This is a genomic window from Streptococcus sp. 5346, from assembly GCF_013277455.1.
In the GTDB taxonomy this organism is placed as follows: Bacteria; Bacillota; Bacilli; order Lactobacillales; family Streptococcaceae; genus Streptococcus.
On sequence record NZ_VMMY01000001.1, the window covers coordinates 173,959 to 193,677 of the forward strand.

20 protein-coding genes are annotated in these 19,719 nt (G+C 41.1%); 1 reads left to right on the forward strand and 19 read right to left on the reverse strand.

Annotation, left to right across the window (positions count from 1 at the left end; genetic code table 11):
• Positions 1 to 5: 5 nt before the first annotated feature.
• The 7 genes from HT732_RS00870 to HT732_RS00900 all read right to left on the reverse strand — a co-directional run bounded on the left by HT732_RS00870 (position 6) and on the right by HT732_RS00900 (position 10,838).
• Positions 6 to 623 (reverse strand): cystathionine gamma-synthase, encoded by a 618-nt coding sequence (locus HT732_RS00870; RefSeq protein ID WP_173253664.1) that lies wholly within the window; start codon positions 621 to 623, stop codon positions 6 to 8.
• Positions 624 to 670: 47 nt separating this feature from the next.
• Complete coding sequence (locus HT732_RS00875) at positions 671 to 3,769, reverse strand: DEAD/DEAH box helicase (RefSeq protein ID WP_173253665.1); 3,099 nt, start codon at positions 3,767 to 3,769, stop codon at positions 671 to 673.
• Positions 3,770 to 3,861: 92 nt separating this feature from the next.
• Positions 3,862 to 5,028 carry a MalY/PatB family protein gene (locus HT732_RS00880; RefSeq protein ID WP_173253666.1) on the reverse strand — a complete coding sequence of 389 codons (1,167 nt, stop codon included), beginning with the start codon at positions 5,026 to 5,028 and terminating at the stop codon, positions 3,862 to 3,864.
• A 7-nt stretch (positions 5,029 to 5,035) separates the two neighbouring features.
• A complete protein-coding gene (locus HT732_RS00885; protein ID WP_173253667.1) occupies positions 5,036 to 6,130 on the reverse strand; it encodes a cystathionine gamma-synthase in 1,095 nt (364 codons plus the stop codon).
• Between the two features lie 164 nt (positions 6,131 to 6,294).
• Positions 6,295 to 6,750: a hypothetical protein gene (locus tag HT732_RS00890; RefSeq protein WP_173253668.1), complete on the reverse strand. Its 456-nt coding sequence runs from the start codon at positions 6,748 to 6,750 to the stop codon at positions 6,295 to 6,297.
• Between the two features lie 312 nt (positions 6,751 to 7,062).
• The gene (locus HT732_RS00895; protein WP_173253669.1) at positions 7,063 to 9,021 is read right to left on the reverse strand and encodes a peptide ABC transporter substrate-binding protein; all 1,959 of its coding nucleotides are present in this window, start codon (positions 9,019 to 9,021) and stop codon (positions 7,063 to 7,065) included.
• A gap of 191 nt (positions 9,022 to 9,212) precedes the next feature.
• Positions 9,213 to 10,838, reverse strand: a complete 1,626-nt coding sequence (locus HT732_RS00900) for a polysaccharide biosynthesis protein (protein WP_173253670.1) — start codon at positions 10,836 to 10,838, stop codon at positions 9,213 to 9,215.
• 105 nt (positions 10,839 to 10,943) lie between these two features.
• Here HT732_RS00900 and HT732_RS00905 point away from each other — a divergent pair, with 105 nt between their 5' ends.
• Complete coding sequence (locus HT732_RS00905) at positions 10,944 to 12,389, forward strand: UDP-N-acetylmuramoyl-L-alanyl-D-glutamate--L-lysine ligase (protein ID WP_173253671.1); 1,446 nt, start codon at positions 10,944 to 10,946, stop codon at positions 12,387 to 12,389.
• A gap of 47 nt (positions 12,390 to 12,436) precedes the next feature.
• On the opposite strand, the gene HT732_RS00910 is transcribed toward HT732_RS00905, so the two are convergent.
• The 12 genes from HT732_RS00910 to rpsF form a co-directional block, all read right to left on the reverse strand.
• Positions 12,437 to 12,628: a CsbD family protein gene (locus HT732_RS00910; protein WP_000051184.1), complete on the reverse strand. Its 192-nt coding sequence runs from the start codon at positions 12,626 to 12,628 to the stop codon at positions 12,437 to 12,439.
• A gap of 100 nt (positions 12,629 to 12,728) precedes the next feature.
• Positions 12,729 to 13,379, reverse strand: a complete 651-nt coding sequence (locus tag HT732_RS00915; RefSeq protein ID WP_173253672.1) for a DUF1803 domain-containing protein — start codon at positions 13,377 to 13,379, stop codon at positions 12,729 to 12,731.
• Entirely contained in the window at positions 13,363 to 13,875 is a 513-nt protein-coding gene (locus HT732_RS00920) for a YiiX/YebB-like N1pC/P60 family cysteine hydrolase (RefSeq protein ID WP_173253673.1), read from the reverse strand. Before HT732_RS00920 ends, HT732_RS00915 begins: the two co-directional genes overlap by 17 nt.
• Positions 13,876 to 13,929: 54 nt before the next feature.
• Positions 13,930 to 14,865 carry a manganese-dependent inorganic pyrophosphatase gene (locus tag HT732_RS00925; RefSeq protein WP_173253674.1) on the reverse strand — a complete coding sequence of 312 codons (936 nt, stop codon included), beginning with the start codon at positions 14,863 to 14,865 and terminating at the stop codon, positions 13,930 to 13,932.
• Between the two features lie 85 nt (positions 14,866 to 14,950).
• A complete protein-coding gene (locus tag HT732_RS00930) occupies positions 14,951 to 15,235 on the reverse strand; it encodes a GIY-YIG nuclease family protein (RefSeq protein ID WP_173253675.1) in 285 nt (94 codons plus the stop codon).
• Positions 15,225 to 15,974, reverse strand: coding sequence for a tRNA1(Val) (adenine(37)-N6)-methyltransferase (locus HT732_RS00935; protein WP_000390777.1), 750 nt, complete (start codon positions 15,972 to 15,974; stop codon positions 15,225 to 15,227). The genes HT732_RS00930 and HT732_RS00935 overlap by 11 nt, the downstream gene beginning before the upstream one ends.
• 53 nt (positions 15,975 to 16,027) lie before the next feature.
• Positions 16,028 to 16,387 carry a S1 RNA-binding domain-containing protein gene (locus HT732_RS00940; RefSeq protein ID WP_000689593.1) on the reverse strand — a complete coding sequence of 120 codons (360 nt, stop codon included), beginning with the start codon at positions 16,385 to 16,387 and terminating at the stop codon, positions 16,028 to 16,030.
• A gap of 1 nt (position 16,388) precedes the next feature.
• Positions 16,389 to 17,789, reverse strand: a complete 1,401-nt coding sequence (locus HT732_RS00945; RefSeq protein ID WP_173253676.1) for a bifunctional Cof-type HAD-IIB family hydrolase/peptidylprolyl isomerase — start codon at positions 17,787 to 17,789, stop codon at positions 16,389 to 16,391.
• Between the two features lie 82 nt (positions 17,790 to 17,871).
• Positions 17,872 to 18,375 (reverse strand): GNAT family N-acetyltransferase, encoded by a 504-nt coding sequence (locus HT732_RS00950; RefSeq protein ID WP_173253677.1) that lies wholly within the window; start codon positions 18,373 to 18,375, stop codon positions 17,872 to 17,874.
• A 150-nt stretch (positions 18,376 to 18,525) separates the two neighbouring features.
• Entirely contained in the window at positions 18,526 to 18,765 is a 240-nt protein-coding gene (gene rpsR / locus HT732_RS00955) for a 30S ribosomal protein S18 (protein ID WP_000068664.1), read from the reverse strand.
• A gap of 31 nt (positions 18,766 to 18,796) precedes the next feature.
• Positions 18,797 to 19,267 (reverse strand): single-stranded DNA-binding protein SsbA, encoded by a 471-nt coding sequence (gene ssbA, locus HT732_RS00960; RefSeq protein WP_000609606.1) that lies wholly within the window; start codon positions 19,265 to 19,267, stop codon positions 18,797 to 18,799.
• Positions 19,268 to 19,278: 11 nt separating this feature from the next.
• Positions 19,279 to 19,569, reverse strand: coding sequence for a 30S ribosomal protein S6 (gene rpsF / locus HT732_RS00965; RefSeq protein ID WP_001151785.1), 291 nt, complete (start codon positions 19,567 to 19,569; stop codon positions 19,279 to 19,281).
• Positions 19,570 to 19,719 lie beyond the last annotated feature (150 nt).

Below are 19,719 nucleotides of genomic sequence, written 5' to 3' on the forward strand. Positions count from 1 at the left end.
CTCCCCTATTCTGTAATTCTGGTCAGATTCAACTCTTGGGCAACCCGACGTTCTTGTTCTGTTTGTTTACTTTTTTTATTATAGATTTGGCTCTTTTTCAGAAAATCATAGTTGTTTTTCTTTGGAGCAGGTACTGACACTTCTTCATTCTTGGTAGGGATAGAATTGACTTCTTCCGCCAAGATGTACTGAGACTGGGTCAATTTTTGGCTATATTTGACAAATTCACCAGGATTTTCCTTTTGGAAAGGCGCTGTCGGTTGATTGCCCTGTCTAAGAAGGCCTGATTTAGAATGACGTCTCGCACGGCTGAAATCCTGAGTTAGATAGTTAGCAGAGCGTTTCTTTTTCAAGTCTGCACGCGCTTCTTCACGCGCCACCTCAGCATAACTCTTTCCTTCTTTTTTAACCCCTAAAGGAGCCTTTTTAGGTTTCTCTACTTGCTTTTCAATCGGTTTTACTGGCGCCTCTTCAGTAATAGGAGCCCATTCTAAATAATTTTTATCTCGATACTCACCCTTGATATTACTGATCAGATCAGACTCATCATACAAGTTCATGACTGGCATTTCAGTCAACATGATCTCGTCATCTGACACCAATGGAAATCGTTCTTGTTTCATTTTCTATTTCCTTTCAACACTTCATTATAGCGTATTGTCTTGATTTTTCAAGTGCTGGCTTCAGAAATTCCCAAAATTTCTCTAATTTCTGCTAGGGTCAGACTGCCACGTGACTCTGTGCCATCCAATACTTGTGACACCAGATGTTTCTTCTGTTCTTGGAGTTCCTGAATTTTTTCTTCAATGGTTCCCTTGGTCACCAAGCGATAGACCTCAACCGTTTCTTCCTGACCCATCCGATGGGCACGGCCAATGGCTTGCGCCTCCACCGCAGGATTCCACCAAAGGTCAACCAAAATAACCGTATCAGCACCTGTCAGATTCAGACCGACACCACCAGCCTTGAGGGAAATCAGAAAGGCATCTCTTTCCCCTTGGTTAAAGGCCTTGGTCATGTCTTGTCTTTCCTTGGCTGGGGTTGAACCCGTAATTTTAAAGGATGTCAATCCCAAGTCTGGCAGTTCTTGTTCAATTTTCTCCAACATTCCCTTGAACTGCGAGAAAATCAAGACACGGTGTCCGCCGTCTGCCACCTGTACCAGCAGGTCTCGGAGACTATCCAGTTTGCCACTGGCTCCCTGATAATCTTCCATAAAGAGGGCAGGAGTGTCACAGATTTGGCGCAAGCGCATCAGACCAGACAAGATTTCCACACGACTTCGCTGAAATTCCTGATCTGACACTTGAGCCAATCTATCTCTCATCTGTTGCAACTGGGCTAGGTAAATAGCCTTTTGCTGGTCTTCCAGTTCATTCTTATAAACCACTTCAATCAAGTCTGGCAATTCAGTCAGAACTTCTTCTTTCTTGCGTCGCATCACGAAAGGCTTGATAAACTGAGCCACTCGCTCGGCTGGCAATTTCATAAATTCTTTCTTGCTTGGCAAGAGTCCTGGCATGACGATTTGGAAAATAGACCACAACTCACCCAAATGATTTTCAATAGGAGTCCCTGACAAGGCAAAGACCGACGGCACCACAAATTGTCTCAAGGTCTGAGCAATCTTGGTTTGGGCATTTTTCATAACCTGAGCTTCATCTAAGAAAAGAAAGTCAAAGGACATCCCCTGATAAAGCTCACTGTCCTGACGGAAGGTAGCATAACTCGTCACATAGATTTGATGGCTTTCAGCAAGAATCTCTTCACGACTAGCTTTCAAGCCATGAACAACAGCTACATCCAACTGTGGGGCAAACTTCTGAAATTCATCTGCCCAGTTGTAGATTAAACCTGACGGAGCTAAAATCAAAACCCGACTTTCTTTTGTCACTTGACTGGTCAAAAAAGCAATAGTCTGCAGGGTTTTACCAAGTCCCATATCATCAGCCAAAATCCCACCAAAACCATAATGATGGAGCATTTGCAGCCAGCCGATTCCCTTTTCCTGATAATCTCGCAAATCAGCCTGAACCTGAGTTGCCTGTCTAGGGAAGTCCTCTGGATGCGTCAAATCATGAGCCAGATTCTGGAATTCTTGTGAAAAAGAAACACGGTCTCGCCCTTCAAAAAGATGAGCTAAACTGTAGGCCAAGGATTTCCGAGTCTGCAAGGAGCCATCTTTTAGTTCAAATTGCCCCAGTTCCTGTAGATTTTGGCGAATTTTCTTGGTTTCTTCATCAAAAAAGTAGACTTGATTAGACGAATCAATGTAAAAATCCTTGTTGGCAACCAAGGCCTGCATGGCTTGGTCAATTTCCTCTTGGGCGATATCTTGGAAATCAAACTGGATTTCCAAGAGACCTCCCTTGGAAGCAATCTGCACTTGAGGGCTTGCTAGGTTATAGAGTTCTTCTAACTCATCTGATAGATCAACAGTCCCGAGTTTTTCAAAGACTGGAATGATTTCATGAAAGAAATGATAGACAGACTCTGCTTTTAAGGCCTGACGCCAAGATTGAAAATCAGCTTCAAAACCAGCTGCCAAACAGACTTGGAAAACTCTTTCTTCTAAGTCCGCGTCACTCGAAAATGGCAATTCTTCTAGCTCTTGTCGGCTTGATACCTGCCTATTTCCATAATCAAACTGAATTTCTAAACGAATCCGATTATCTTCTTCCCTGTCAAAGTAAAAAGAGGGTGCAAAAGTTTTGATTTGTAAACGTTCTGGAGCTGAAACGGTGCCCATCTGGCTAAAGAGCGTTAGACAGGAAGCTAACTTATCTCGGTCACTACTATCAAATTGCAGGTATTTCTTTCCTTGTTGATCCACAGGTAGCGCTTTGATTTCCTTGAGAAGACGCATCTGCTGGTCTGTTTGAAAATAAACCTGACCTTTATGGAAAAGTACAGCTCCCTGATAAAAGACATTGACCCTTGGACTCTCACTGATTTCCATTTCAAAATAATCCGAGTATTCTGTCACTGTAAAGGCAAATAGATTGGCTTCCGCATGCAAATCCTGAAAAAGCAGGGTTTGGTAGCTATCCACTTGATGGTCAAATTGAAAATGGGGCATGGTCATCAATAAATTCACACCCTGCTCAAAAAAAGTCAGAGGGAAAAAGAGGTGCCGACCCTGGTTTTGGAAAAAGAGGTCTGGAGCCTGTCCGTCCTCCATCAGTCCTCGCAAGAAAGTCAGAAGTTCTTGACTGGCCTCATCAAAGGCTTCCCAAGAAAGAGACTCCTCATAAATCTTGCCAATCATATAAGACTTTCTCTGCTCGACAATCCTTAAAAAGAGTGGAATATCCCGAATGACATAGTATTTTTGACTATTAATTTGCCCGATTCTCAAGGTCCACAAGATATGATTGGTTCCTACTTCCACCTGACCTACTGCGGATAATTCATAAGCTCGGTCTGATTTTGGAGATAAGATTCGGTCCAAAAATTTACCGCCCAAGGTCACCTTGGTTTCAACGGCCTCTTTTTCTTCATGACCTTCTTCCAGACTCTGCAAGATTTCCTGACCACGCTCATCATTTTTTAGAAAATGCTCCAGCGCTGCCAAATGCACACAGTAGCCCCTCTTTTGGAAAAAATCGCAGGCACAAAAAACCAAATCATCCTCTAAACTATAGCGCAGTTCTTCTTCTGCAACGCGAGCGTAGAGCCGACTGTTCTTTTCCTTGATAATGTCAACCTTACCAGTTTCATAAAGGGCAACGCCTTCGATACGGACTTTCCCCGGAATCAACTTAGCCATATTTTTACCTTTACCTTATCTTTTTATTATACCATATTTTCCCCTATGAAAATAGCCTTCTAGAGATACTTTTCTCCTAGAAGGCTGGATTTTTAAAGTTTAGCAAAAGTCGTCACAATTCGCTGACACACTTCTTGCAACAGAGATTTAGGCATGGCTACATTGAGGCGAGCATGGAGACTTCCTTCCTCTCCAAAATCCAAACCACGGTTAAGGATAACCTTAGCTTCATTTCTCAAAAGCTCTTGTAATGTTTCATCAGTCAGGTCATAGGCTGAAAAATCAAGCCAAATCAAGTAGGTTCCTTGCGGTTTCATAACCTTGATTTTAGTCTCTTTTCCAAATAGATCTACCACATAATTGATGTGGTCTTCAAAGACTTGCTTGAGTTCCTCTAACCAATCCTTACCATAGCGATAAGCAGCTTCTGTCGCCAAATAGCCCAAGCCTGAAATTTCATGCTGATTATTGGTCAACTGGCGTTTCTGGTAAGCCAGTCTCAACTTAGGATTTTCAATGACTGCATAGGAATTTTTTGTCCCAGCAATATTAAAGGTTTTAGTGGCACTGGTCAAGACGATAGCAAATTCTTTAAAGTCAGGGTTGACAGTATTGAAGGAATGATGCTTGTGACCAAAGAGGGCCAAATCTTGGTGAATCTCATCCGAAACCAAGAAAACACCATGTTTTTGGCAGAGTTGACCAATCTTCTCCAAGACTTCTTTTTCCCAAACACGTCCACCAGGATTGTGAGGGTTGCAGAGAATATAAAGTTTGACATCCTCTTCCACCAAATCCTTTTCAAGTCGGTCAAAGTTAATCTCAAACAGACCATCCTTTTCCACCAAAGAATTGGTAATCAATCTACGGTTGTTCAACTTGACACTGCGAGCAAAGGGTGGATAGACAGGTGTGTTAATCAGAACCGCTTCGCCTTCTTTTGTGAAAGCTTGAATAGCTGTTGAGATGGCTGGTACCACACCCTCGATAAAGATAAGAGCCTCTTTGTCAAAGTGGTAACCGTGTTGTGTGGCTTCCCACTTTTGAACTTCCTTAATTAAATCATCACTGGCATAGGTATAACCATAAACCAGTTGATCCGCATAAGTTTGCACGGCTTGGCGGATTTCAGGCAAGACTACAAAGTCCATATCCGCTATCCAAGCTGGTAGGACTTCACTATCCGTTTCTGCTTCTTTCCATTTATAGGTATGGTGCCCTAAACGATTGGGCAGGCTTGTAAAATCATATTTTCCCATCTTTGTCTTATCCTTCCAAGGCTTGGCGCAAATCTGCAATCAAATCTCTAGCATCCTCAATCCCAATTGACAAGCGCAAGAGGTCATCTGTCAAACCATAAGAATGGCGTACTTCTGCTGGAATATCAGCGTGAGTTTGAGTCGTTGGATAAGTAATGAGACTTTCTACCCCACCCAAACTTTCCGCAAAAGAGAAGACCTTAAGACTGTTTAAAATGTGAGGAATGCGTGTTTCATCCGCTACTTTAAAGGAAATCATCCCCCCACGACCAGTGTAGAGAACTTCCTTAACTGCTGGAGAATCCTTCAAAAAGGCAACCACTTCTTGGGCATTGGCTGTTGAGCGCTCCATACGAAGAGACAAGGTCTTGAGACCACGAATCAATTGATAACTGTCAAATGGCGATAAGACTGCCCCTGTCGTATTGAGATTGTAGAAGAGTTTTTCGTATAGTTCTAAACTATTTGTCACAACCACCCCAGCCAGGACATCATTGTGGCCTGCCAGATACTTGGTTGCTGAATGAAGAACGATATCTGCTCCATCTTCAATCGGGCGTTGGTAAATAGGGCTGTAGAAGGTATTGTCCACCACCACTTTGGCACCCTTAGCATGAGCTAATTTTGCTAGTTTTTCGATATCAAATTCCAACATCAAGGGATTGGTTGGTGTTTCAATATAGAGAACATCCACGTCCTTCTCCAACTCGGCAATCAACTCTTCTTCTGTATTGGCATAGGTAAAATGGAAACGGCCTTCCTGCTCCACTTGATTAAACCAGCGGAAAGAACCTCCATAAAGGTCACGTACTGCCAAAACCTTACTTCCTACTGGAAAGACGCTAAAGGCCAATACAATTGCTGACATCCCTGAGCTAGTCGCTAGGGCATAGTCTGCTGACTCAATAGCTGCCAAGACCTCCTCAGCCTTACTACGAGTTGGGTTTTTAGTACGCGTATAGTCAAATCCAGTAGATTCACCAAACTCTGGATGCTGATAGGTCGTTGAAAAATGAAGCGGTGTCACCAATGCACCTGTCGCTTCATCTGACTTAATACCCGCCTGGGCCAAAATTGTGTTAATGTGTAATTCCTTGCTCATACAATTCCTCCAAATCTATAGTAACTATTGTACCACTTATTTTCACCAACTCATTTTCTTCTTTTCAAGAGCTAGTTATAGTTTCAAACTATAGACTTATCGAGTAAAGCTAAAAAGAATCCAGAAAACACTCCAGATTCTTTTGTGAAAATGATTGCTAGGGTTTACTTGGAACGAAAGAAATCGTGTTGGGCTAAATAGTCACAATGGTCTTTGTTAAATTTATATTGGCCCACATGCCGACTAACCTGACCGACATCCACGGAAAAAATATAGACTTCATTTTGATAGTTCCAATTCAGTCTAACTGTATTCAATACTGTCTTATAAGTAAAATCTTGAACTTGATTCCAAGGCATCTCTACGACGTGATTAGAACGATTTCCAGTTACATCACTGATGTCCATCAAGTAGATTCCCTTAGGTGTGAATGCCAGAATCTTAGGCTTCACACTCGACTGAACATAGTAGGAACCACCTATTATGAAAAAATCAATAAAGGATTTGAACCATGTCTTTTTCTTGAAAGCCATCAGAAAATTCTTTTGCCCTTCAATGTGGCAAGTTGAAAGAAATGATGCAATCTGTTTTTCTGTTGCAAACTCCATAATAGCGCCCATGATGTTACCTCCATAACGATTAGTAAATAGACAGTTAAGAATTCTTCACTTAAAGAAGAACTTATCATTTGTTGCATTTTATCTTACTTTTCCAGTAGACAGCATCCCTCCTATTAAATCATCCTAGCATGTGCACACTTCAATCAACATTGGGTAGATTTTCGAAAATGGTTTCTCACGTTTTTATTATATTCATTATAACATAAATTCAAGAAACAAAGAAAAAAATGTGAGATTTTTCTTCCAAATTTACCATCATTCTATTAAAAAACGACAGCTTCTTTCGAAACCATCGTTTTTCTTGAAAAATCCCTATTTGACATGTTTTGCCAATTCTTCTTGAGCTTTTTTATTCGATTCTTCTTTTTCTTTCAACCATTTTTCTTTGGCTTTTTCATATTCGTCTTTCGTAACTGTCTTATCTTGTACTTTGAGATATTTATATGATTCGATACCTTTATTACCAGCTAATGAATATGGTTCTGAGAAAGGAACTGTTTTTCTCAATACTGGTGTTCCGCCCTTAGAAACATTTGGAATTGCTAGAGAGCTATCCACCAACCAAGCTTGGATATCAGCATACTTTTCATAGCGTTTTGCAAGATCTTGTTCCTTATTGGCTTCTTCCAACATTTGAGTGTAGACATCCAATCCAACAGCCTTGGCCTTGTCATTGGCTTCACCTGGCTCTAAACCTAGATTTTGCATCAAACCACCAGAATTAACGTTAAAGACGTCAAGATAGGTTGAAGGATCTTGGTAATCAGGACCCCAACCACCGTTGTAAAGATCATAATCCTTCTGAGCTGCTGTCTGAGCCAAATAGCTTGTATTATCATAATCTTCAGTAGTGAGTTGTTGAATATCAATTACAACGTTCTCTGCACCTAAGGCTGCTTCAATAGATTGCTTCATAGAGTTTGCCTCTTGGACACCCTTTTTAGCAGCTTGGTCAACTGTCATGTCCAAGTGAATAGGGAATTGGACTCCTTTGGCTTGGAGTTCTTTCTTAGCTTCTGCAAATTTAGCCTTGGCTTTTTCAGGATTATAGTATGGATCCTGGGCATCTGCAAAGTTGATTCCTTGCCATTCCTTACCGTAGTTAACCATCTTAGAGGCTACTACTTCACCAAAGTCTTTTCCGTTGATACTTACGAAGTTTGGAGGAACGACGAGGTTACGCAAAATCTTAGTTGCCCCTTCTTCTCCTTGAGATTGGGCCCCGTAAGCTGTACGATCATAGGCAAAGTTAATGGCTTGACGGAAGTTTTTATTCAGAACCGCTTCTTGTGTAGACTTCTTCTCAGCATCACTTGTTTTTGAAGTGAATTTATAAGATTTTCTATCCAAGTTGAAGTTTAAGAAGTAAGATGTAGCATCTTGCAGACTATAGATGATATTGTCTTTATTCTTCTCTTTGATTCCTTCGAAGCTCGAACTGTTTGGATAGAGACGAGCATAACTGTAAGCCCCCTCCACATAGTTACGAGCCAGTGCATCTTGGTCACTACCATCATAATAGGCCAATTTCACATCATCTACAAAGACATTTTTAGCATCCCAATAGTTAGGATTTTTCTTGTATTCGATGACCGATTTTGAAACAAAGGATTTCATCAAGAAAGGTCCATTGTACAAAATGCTAGATGGATCTACCTTACCAAAATCATCCCCTTTTGATTTCAAGAAATCCGCATTGACTGGGAAGAGAATGGTTGAGGTTGTTTTTGAGTTCCAGTAAGATTCTGGTCGTGTCAAAGTATATTGAACGGTTTGATCATCTAGAGCCTTAACACCGACAGTTGAAAAGTCGCTTGTTTTACCAGTGATATAGTCATCTAAACCTGCAACGGATTCTTGCACTAAGTACAAGGCTTCTGATTTTTTATCAGCCGCATATTTCAAACCAGTTACAAAATCTTGGGCAGTTACAGGAGCATATTCCTCTCCATCTGCAGTATACCATTTAGCATCTTTCCGCAGTTTGTAGGTATAGGTCAAACCGTCCTTGGAAACACTCCAATCCTCTGCCAAGGATGGGATATAGTTCCCATACTGGTCATTTTCCATGAGCCCATCTACCAAATTAACCACGATATCATTGGTTGTTGCACGGTTTTCTGCTAGATAGTTCAAACTAGATGGGTCACTTACGTAAACATAGTTATATGTTTTTGACGCTGTGCTAGAATTTCCACAGGCACTTAACAAAATACCTGCACTTAACACGACACCTGCAAGCGTTGCATACTTGGCCTTAGACTTTTTCATCTCCAGAACCTCCTGATTTAAATATTTGTTTTATTATACAACTCGTATTTTATTTAGTCAATGGGTTTTTTAAAAAAATTAATCATTACATCTACAAACTATAGAAATTATTCTACAAAATAATAAAAAAGAGAATAATTCAAGCATTTCATGATAGAAATGTTCAAATTATCCCTTTTATTTATAAAAAATTATTGAGAAATTCTAAATTTTACTCGCAGGCGATCTGCTTGGGCTTTTCCAATCACCTTATCCAACAAACGGGTACGGAGACTCATGACCCCGTATACTCCTCCACCCATGGCACCAACAAGAGCTACATAAAGGAAGCTCCACAAACGTCCACTTGGTTGGAATACAAATCCTAAAATCCACTGGATAGCACCGACACCGATGAACATAACAAGAGTCAACAAACTGATTAAAATGGTTCGTTTCAAAATCACCTTGCGCTTAACACCAGTTACCTTACAAATATCCCGATACATCAAGACGTTAGGAATGATGAGACCGATGGTTGTGGAAATCAAAGGCCCGTAACTGTGAAAGAGAGCAATGGTTGGTAGTTGCAAGACCAGCTTGGCAATGGAACCATAGATAAAATAGAGAACGGCCTTGCGGTTGCGGAACATGGCCTGAAGCATTGGAGACAAGACCATGTACAAGCCTAAAATAGTAGACTGCAAAACTGCAAAGACAAACAAGCCCATAGCCAAACTATCTGGTTTGCCATAAAAGACTGTATAAAGAGGTTCTCCTACCATAACCACTCCAACCGTTGCTGGTAGCAGGAATAAGAAAAGCATGGTAATACTATCCTGAACCAGACGAGAAGCCGCCTTCAAGTCCCCCTTGACATAGTTTTCAGTCAAAAGCGGCAAACCGACACTCCCAATCGAAACCCCAACAGAAATCAAAATCATAGTAATTTTATTTGGATTGGCAGAAAAATAAGAAAACATGACAATTAAGTCTTCATTACTGTAGTTGCTAAACCACTTCATGCTATTGATAAAGGTATTTTGGTCCAAGATTTGGAAAAGCTGAATAGCCGAACCAGTCAAGATAAAAGGAATAGCTTCCTTAATCGTATCCATTAACAGGTGTTTGCTATCAATCTTATCTCGTGTTTCAAAGACTCTTTTGAGTAAACCTTCTTGAGCAAGGAAATAAATCAAAACTCCAAAACTGGCTACCATGCCGACAAAGGCCGCAAAGGTCGATTGGGTAACAGCTGCTAGGTAATTTCCTGAACCGAGCTTCATAATGATAAAGGTTGCTAAGAGCATCCAGATAACACGAATGACCTGCTCAGCGATTTGGCTCATGGCATAAGGTTTGAGGTTATTCATCCCTTGGAAAAATCCTCGGATAACACTCATAGATGGGAAAATCAAGACTCCCCAAGCCAAGCTTTGCATGATTGGGATCAAGTCTTTGCCCACGCCAGACAAGTCTGCTAGCCAAGGAGCAAAGACATACAAGACTAAAGCAAAAACCAGGCCTAGTCCTGTCATAAATCCTAAAAAGCTCCGAATCAGAGCAAAGCTATGCTCCTCTTCTCGCATGGTATTATACTTGGCAACTTGCTTGGCCACCGCAACTGGAATCCCCGCTGTTGAAACCAGCAAAAACCAGGCATAGATATTGTATCCCATGGTAAAGAGACCATTTGCTGTAGCCGCATAAGACCCCATCCAGATGTACCAAGGGATAATATAGATGGCCCCAAGCAGGCGACTGATAAAGTTACTAGCCGTTAACCAAGCAGTCCCCCGTAACATCTGGGCCTGCTGGTGATTGTTTTCGTGCGACATAGATTCCTCATTCAATTTTGATAACTAGGAAAAACTCCTTATCTTCCATTATAAACTTTTCCTTGTTACTTGTAAATTTGCGACTTTCGGTTTACAATAGAAAGTATGATTAAGATTGAAACCGTATTAGATATATTAAAGAAAGATGGTCTCTTCCGCGAGATTATCGACCAAGGACATTATCACTACAACTACAGTCATGTCGTATTTGACACTATCTGCTATGACAGTCGCAAGGCCAAAGAAAAGAGCCTCTTTTTCGTCAAGGGTGCTGCCTTTAAGAAGGAATTTCTGCTTTCTGCCATCTCTCAAGGCCTCAGTTGGTATGTTTCTGAAAAAGACTATGAGGTTGGTATTCCTGCCATTATCGTGAACGACATTAAGAAAGCCATGAGTCTGATTGCTATGGAATTTTATGGAAATCCACAGGAAAAACTCAAACTCCTCGCCTTTACTGGAACCAAGGGGAAGACAACGGCAGCCTATTTCGCTTATAACATCTTATCTCAAGGACACCGACCTGCTATGCTCTCGACTATGAATACAACTCTAGATGGCAAGACTTTCTTTAAGTCTGCATTGACAACTCCTGAGAGTATTGACCTCTTTGACATGATGCATCAAGCTGTGCAAAATGACCGTACCCACCTCATCATGGAAGTCTCTAGTCAAGCCTATCTGGTCAAACGTGTCTATGGTCTAACCTTTGATGTGGGAGTTTTCCTCAATATCAGCCCCGACCATATCGGTCCTATTGAACACCCTAGCTTTGAAGACTACTTCTACCACAAACGTCTCTTGATGGAAAATAGCCGAGCAGTCATCATTAATAGTGACATGGATCACTTTTCTGTCTTGAAAGAACAAGTGGCAGATCAAGACCATGATTTCTATGGTAGCCAATCAAATAATCAAATCGAGAATTCCAAAGCCTTTAGCTTTTCAGCTACGGGTAAACTCGCTGGAGACTATGATATCCAACTGATTGGTCACTTCAACCAAGAAAATGCCGTTGCTGCTGGACTTGCCTGTCTCCGTCTCGGAGCAAGTCTTGAGGACATCAAAAAAGGTATCGCTGCAACCCGCGTTCCTGGTCGTATGGAAGTCCTCACCCAGAAAAATGGAGCCAAGGTTTTCATCGACTATGCCCACAATGGTGATAGTCTCAAAAAACTCATCAATGTAGTTGAAACTCATCAAACAGGAAAGATTGCACTGGTGTTAGGTTCGACAGGGAATAAGGGAGAAAGCCGTCGTAAGGACTTTGGACTTCTCCTCAATAAACACCCTGAGATTCAAGTCTTTTTGACTGCTGATGACCCCAACTACGAAAACCCAATGGCCATTGCGGATGAAATTAGTAGCTATATCGATCATCCTGTTGAAAAAATTGCGGATCGTCAAGAGGCCATCAAGGCAGCTATGGCTATAACTGAACAAGAACTCGATGCTGTCATTATCGCTGGTAAGGGAGCCGATTGCTACCAAATCGTCCAAGGAAAAAAAGAAGCCTATCCTGGAGATCCCGCCGTAGCAGAAAATTATTTATAAGATAGTAAAAAAATCAAGGGAAATGAAACCCTTGATTTTTTCTATTTTTATTTAAAAGCGTTTTTCAAACCTTCAACGGCACCTTCTACAGCACCTTTAGCATCTTCAACTACTTCTTTTGCCTTAGCAACTGTCTTTTCTACAGCGCCTTCTGCTTCAGTCTTGCTATCCCCAGTAACTTTACCAAATCCTTCTTTGATAGCGCCTGTTGCTTGTTCCAATTTATTTTCAAGTGACATATGATTGTCTCCTTTAGTTTATTCCGATATGTGTTACCGGTTACATATAGTTTATACCGAATACTAAGGAAAGTCAAACAATGTGCTCAGAAACAAGAAATCACGCCAAGTAGAAAGTTAATCTTTCCTTATCAAAATCGATAGCCAACTCATACTTTCCATCTTCATTTTGAATAATATAACCTAGGACAACTAAACTGTCCACAAAGATATCACGGCGTTTCTGCATAAGCTGATCCTTTTTGAGAAATTTTAGCAAAAAAGTTGTCATGTATTTAAGAGCATACTCAGGATTAACATCTCCCAAAATGTCATAAAGTTCCTGCTGTTTTTCTATCAAAGGATACTGATGTTTGACCTTGTAGAAATAATTAGACAAGGTCATTTTAGTGCGCGCAAAATCTGTTTTTTCAACTAAAATAGCTGCATTGGTTTGATTTCGTAATTCCGTCTCAAAACTCTGCTCTAACAAGGCTTGATAGGTCGGACTATCTTCTTTGATAAAAATCTCTTGATCCAGTTCGAGACTATCAAGGGACTCAAGCATAGGAAGATTGAGGTAATAACGCTTATTTTCTCGTAGAATCAAGCCAGCCTTTATATACTCTTCCATGAGTTTATCAACTGCCACATCTGGAAATTGAGCCTTAATTTCCCGTAGAATTACATCATCATGCTGGTCCAGATAGCGGATCAATTCTCCAAAAAATGTCTGTCTCGTCAAACGAGATGGATTAAAAATCTGAATCATGAAGATTCCTTTCTTTACATTCTAACAGAGGCGATGCTGCCAACTGACTGGGATTGGTCCCAGCTTGGTTCAAAGGAACAGGCAGATCTAGTTCTCTGTAATACTCTCTCCAAAAATCACTAATCTCCTGCTCCCCATCCCCAAATTTCATAGGTATGGTCTCAAAAATGGGGAGAATTTCTGCCATATACTGGGAACAGTAAAAACCATGTCCATCTGGATAAAAAGAGGCATTATAGGGAACTCCAAGATGTTTGCAAGCTTTTTCCTTCACAGACTGGATATCCATTTCTGGGTAGACATAGAGGTCGTACAAATGATTGGACTCAAAGAAGTCTGCCGGTTCTTGACAGACAACACCAGCTTGTCCACTAGCGTGGTAAATCATCCCATCCAAATAAATCGCAACATGGTTATAGTTGCCTGTGGAAGTCTGAATGGCCTGCCCCATATCTGACTCATCTCTCACAAAAATCAAATCGCCATTTTCTAACATGCTTCACTCCTAGAAAAAAAGGAGCCGAAACTCCTTTCGATATAATTCAAAATCTTAAGCATTGAAGCTTTCAGTCAATTGAGGTACCACTTGTTTCTTACGTGAAACAGCACCAGCAAGGAAGGCATGATTGTTTTCAAGTTTGAAGTTGAAAGCCGCTTCGACTTTGCCCATATTGGCACCAAGAGCCAAGATTTCCGAGTTTGAGTTGACGATATCAGTAATCATCAAGACAAAGTCAGAGTAATCGTTTGCTGCGTTAGCAGCTTGCATTGCAGCTTCAATTTCTGCTTGGCGTTCCAAAACTTCATCGATGTCAACTGTGTTTACTTGGGCAACACGGACATTATTTCCGTTCAATTCAAAAGTCTTAGCATCGATGTCAATCAATTCTTCAGCAGATTTGCTAGCCAAGTTTGTACCAGCTTTCAACATAGCCAAACCATACTCTTCCAAGTTGACGCCAGCCAATTCAGCCAATTCAGGAGCAATGACTGTATCTGTTGGGTGTGTTGTTGGTGATTTCAAAAGAAGGGTATCTGAAATCAAACCTGAAAGCATCAAACCAGCAATCTCTTTAGGCACAGCCACACCATGTTCTTTGAACATACGGTAAACGATTGAAGACGCTGAACCAACTGGCTCCAAACGCATGTAGAGTGGGCTTGCAGTTTCAAAATTAGCCACACGGTGGTGGTCCACAACACCATAAACTTCTACTTCAGCGATATCTGATACAGATTGTTGGAATTCATTGTGGTCAGTCAGGATAACTTGCTCTGCTCCTTCCGCTTTAGCAGAAGTGATAACACGCGGTGCTTCCACACCAAAATAGTTCAAGACAAAGGCTGTTTCTTCATTTGGAGTTCCAAGGGCAACAGCTTCCGTATCCAGACCGTAAGCTTCTTTTGCAAGGTAGGCAAAAGCTACAGATGACCCGATGGCATCTGAGTCTGGATTTTGGTGACCAAATACTAGAATCTTAGACATGATAATACCTCATTTTGTTTATTCTCTTTATTGTAGCATTTTTTTCGCTTTTTGACAAAAGTAAGAGGAGTCAAAGGACTCCCCGCTACTCTTCAAAATAATTGAGTAAATTTCTATCTTGATTTTCAGATAAAAATCTTTCCTTCTGTGGCCTCTTCTTACGCTTGAGCAGGGCTTCAGCCGACATGGCTTCTTCCTTACTGGCAAAACCTTGAGCATAGATAAGTTTGACTGGCAAGCGTGCTCGTGTGTATTTGGCTCCCTTCCCACTATTGTGGACAGCGAGGCGTCTTCTCACATCAGTCGTATAGCCTGTATAGTAGGAGCCATCTCTACATTCTACTACATACATGAAAGCCTTATGATCCATAATAAATCTCTTCGAGTTCAGGCGTATAAGAGCCATCATCATTGTGGACAATGAGAGGTGGTAAAACCTTAAAGCCACTTGTCGAGCCATCCTTGATAGCCTCAATCAAGAGCATATTGGCTTCCTTTTCCCTCTTTGGATAAACAAACTGCAGACGCTTAGGTGCTAAATTATGTCGTTGCAAGCTGTCCAAGATATCTAAGAGCCGATCAGGACGATGAACCATAGCCAAACGTCCATTGGACTTAAGAATACTCTGGGCACTACGACAGATTTCCTGCAAATTGGTCGTGATTTCATGGCGCGCCAAGAGATAATGTTCGCTCTCGTTCAGGTTTGAATGAGGATCCACCTTGAAATAGGGCGGATTACACAAAATCATATCCACCTTACTCCCCTGGATGTAAGCAGGCATATTTTTCAAATCATCACAGATGACCTGCATCTGCTCCTCTAATCCATTCAAACGGACAGAGCGCTCAGCCATATCCGCCAAACGCTCCTGAATCTCAACAGCCAAAATCTGTGCCTGAGTACGAGTGCTAGCAAATAGCCCCACTGCTCCATTTCCAGCGCAGAAATCCACTATCAAGCCCTTTTTAGGAAAACGTGGAAAGCGTGACAAGAGAACACTATCCACCGAATAGCTAAAAACCTCTCTATTTTGAATAATTTTGATATCTGTCGAAAAGAGCTGGTTAATGCGCTCTCCTGATTTTAATAATTGTTCTTCTTCCATGGTTCTATTATAGCAGATTTATATTAACATTACAAAAAATATAAAATTCTAAACTACTTCTTCTTTTTTAAATAGTGCAAGGCTTCTCTAGTCCAAATTGGCATCATTCGTTTAAGAGGCGCAAAGCCGTAGTTAAAACGGTCGCTTGAAAAGCGTCGCCGTCTCGGAAACTGGTGCTTTTCTTCCTCCAAAGTGCGGATAGAAAGACTTGCTTTCCCTGTAAATTCATCTAAATCCACTACCTGAACCTGAACCTCTTCATCGACTTTCAAGGCTTCATGAATATTTTCAATAAAGCCTGTCCGAATCTCTGAAATATGAATCAGCCCCGTATCACCTGTCTCTAGCTCAACAAAGGCACCGTAGGGCTGAATCCCTGTAATACGACCCTTTAGCTTATCACCGATTTTCATCTTAGTCCTCGATTTCAATTGTTTCAATCACAACATCTTCAACTGGCTTGTCCATCGCCCCCGTCTCAACAGCAGCAATGGCATCCAAGACAACGTAAGAAGCTTCATCAGCTAACTGTCCAAAAACCGTGTGACGGCGGTCTAGGTGAGGTGTCCCTCCTTGGTTGGCATAGATTTCCGCAATCGGTTCTGGCCAACCACCACGAGCAATTTCTTTCTTAGAATAAGGCAAATGCTGATTTTGCACGATAAAGAACTGGCTGCCGTTGGTATTTGGACCAGCATTGGCCATGGAAAGAGCACCACGGATATTGTAAAGTTCTTCTGAGAATTCATCTTCAAATGATTCGCCGTAGATTGACTCGCCACCCATACCAGTTCCAGTTGGATCTCCACCTTGGATCATAAAGTCCTTGATAATACGGTGGAAAATGACACCATCATAGTAGCCATCTTTTGAAAGAGCTACAAAGTTAGCCACTGTTTTAGGAGCATGTTCAGGGAAGAGCTTGATCCGCAAATCTCCGTGATTGGTCTTAATAGTCGCAAGAGGACCTTCTACTGTTTCAATGTCTACTTGTGGAAAATGCAAGTCTTTTTCTACCATACCAAATCCTTCTAAGGCATCAAAAATGCCATCTTCTTCTAGTGTTTTTGTAATATAATCTGATTTTTCTTTGATCTTATCATGAGAAATTCCCATTGCAACGCTGATTCCAGCATAATCAAAGAGTTCCAAGTCATTCAGCCCATCTCCAAAAACCATGACGTTCTCTGGTTTCAAGCCAAGGTGTTCCACAACCTTTTCCACACCCGTCGCTTTGGAGCCTGAAATCGGCACAATATCAGACGAATGCTCATGCCAACGAACCATGCGAAGTTTGTCTGAGAGACTGTCAGGCAAGTGCAAGTCATCTCCCTTATCTTCAAAAGTCCACATCTGATAGATATCTTCTTTTTCATGGAAATCTGGATCTACATCTAAGTCGGGGTAAATTGGATTGATAGCTTCACTAATCATATCAGTGCGAGTCGACAACTTGGCAGCATGACTCCCAACCAAACCATACTCAATTCCCTCTTGCTTAGCCCAAGAAATATACTCCTCAACATCTGACTTCTCAATCTGATGTTGATAAATGACCTGACCTTTTTTATCTTCAATATAGGCACCATTTAAGGTTACAAAAAAGTCAGGCTTGAGCTCACGAATCTCTGGAACGACACCAAAAATCCCCCGTCCAGAAGCAATACCTGTCAAAATTCCTTTCTCACGTAATTGCTTAAAAACCGTTGGGATTGAAGGCGGAATAAAACCAGTCTTGGAATTTCGCAAGGTATCATCAATATCAAAAAAGACGATTTTAATCTTCTTTGCCTTGTATCTTAATTTCGCATCCATCTCACTACCTCTTTCAATCTAACTCTTTCCATTATACCATAAAGTAGAGAAATCCCATATTTTCAAAGAAATTCGCTATCTCTTATTCGAACTTCTTGGATAAGTACAGAACTAAATCATCATTATTTTGAATAGTAGCATTCATTTCCAAGGGTTGATTTCGATACCAAACGCCTGAACCATCTGGAATATAGCCCCGTCTGATATACAATCTCTGGGCAGGGCCATAGCCTAAGTGCAAACCTACACCAAGAGTGACCTTATTCGAAACAAACTTGACTCGTTTTTCTGCTTCTTCTAGCAGTTGACTCCCAATCCCTTGATTTCGAAAAGGCTCAAACACATTAAAATCTGATAATTCTGGATAGACTTCTGCAAAAGGACCATGTTTAGCAGAGGGCAAAATGGTAACGTAGCCCGCTACAGCACCATCAATCTCTGCAACTAAGACTTCTCTCTCCCCACTTTCCTGTTCCAGAAAATATCTAGCCAAAATTTCCTCTCTACCAGGCCAACCTTGATTCATAAAGCCATGAGATAAGGATTCAATATCAGACTTAATCATATTTCTAATCGTACAATTCATCTTTGACTTACCCACCTTTACTCTTTCTATTACCATTATAGCACGCCAAGGTCAGAAAAAAACTATTTCGTGAAAAAGAGGTCCAACTGGACCTAAACTCGCTCTCTTATTTCAAAGCTCATGAAAAAAAGACCCGTCGGGGTCTTTTCTTTAATCTTCGTTTACGAAAGGCATCAAAGCCATTACGCGAGCGCGTTTGATAGCTGTTGTTACTTTACGTTGGTTTTTAGCTGAAGTTCCTGTTACACGACGAGGAAGGATTTTCCCACGTTCTGAAACGAAACGGCTAAGAAGCTCAGTATCTTTGTAATCAACATATTCAATTTTGTTTGCTGCGATGTAATCAACTTTTTTACGGCGTTTGAATCCGCCACGACGTTGTTGAGCCATGTTTTTTCTCCTTTATAATTTTAGTTGTCCATTAGAATGGTAAATCATCATCTGAAATATCCAAAGGATTGGTTGCTCCAAATGGATTTTCATCACGTGAAAAGTCTGGTACTGAATTTGTAGGTGCTGAATAGTTTGCAGTTGGGGCAGAGTAAGCTCCACCTGTATGACCTTCACGCACACTACGGCTTTCCAACATTTGGAAATTCTCAGCCACGACCTCTGTCACGTAGACACGTTGTCCTTGCTGGTTATCGTAACTACGAGTCTGGATACGGCCTGTCACCCCGATAAGTGAGCCTTTTTTAGCCCAATTAGCAAGGTTCTCAGCCTGTTGGCGCCACATAACGACATTGATAAAATCAGCCTCACGTTCGCCATTTTGACTCTTAAATGTACGGTTTACTGCAAGAGTAAAAGTCGCAACTGCTACATTTGATGGGGTATAACGTAACTCAGCGTCACGTGTCATACGCCCTACAAGTACAACATTGTTAATCATAGTTTACCTTCTTACGCGTCAATTTTGACGATCATGTGACGAAGAATGTCAGCGTTGATTTTTGAAAGACGGTCAAACTCTTTAAGAGCTGCATCGTCGTTTGCTTCAACGTTAACGATGTGGTAAAGTCCTTCACGGAAATCTTGGATTTCGTATGCAAGACGACGTTTTTCCCAAGTTTTTGATTCAACAACAGTTGCACCGTTGTCAGTCAAAATAGAGTCAAAACGTGCTACCAAAGCGTTTTTAGCTTCTTCTTCAATGTTTGGACGAATGATATAAAGAATTTCGTATTTAGCCATTGATATGTTCCTCCTTTTGGTCTAATGACCCCAAGACTTTGCAAGGGGTAAGTGAGGTTCGCTCACAATAAACTATTATACTAGAAAAAATTTTTTTACGCAAGTAAAAACACTAAAATAAAAAAAGAAGATGACGAATCATCTTCTCAA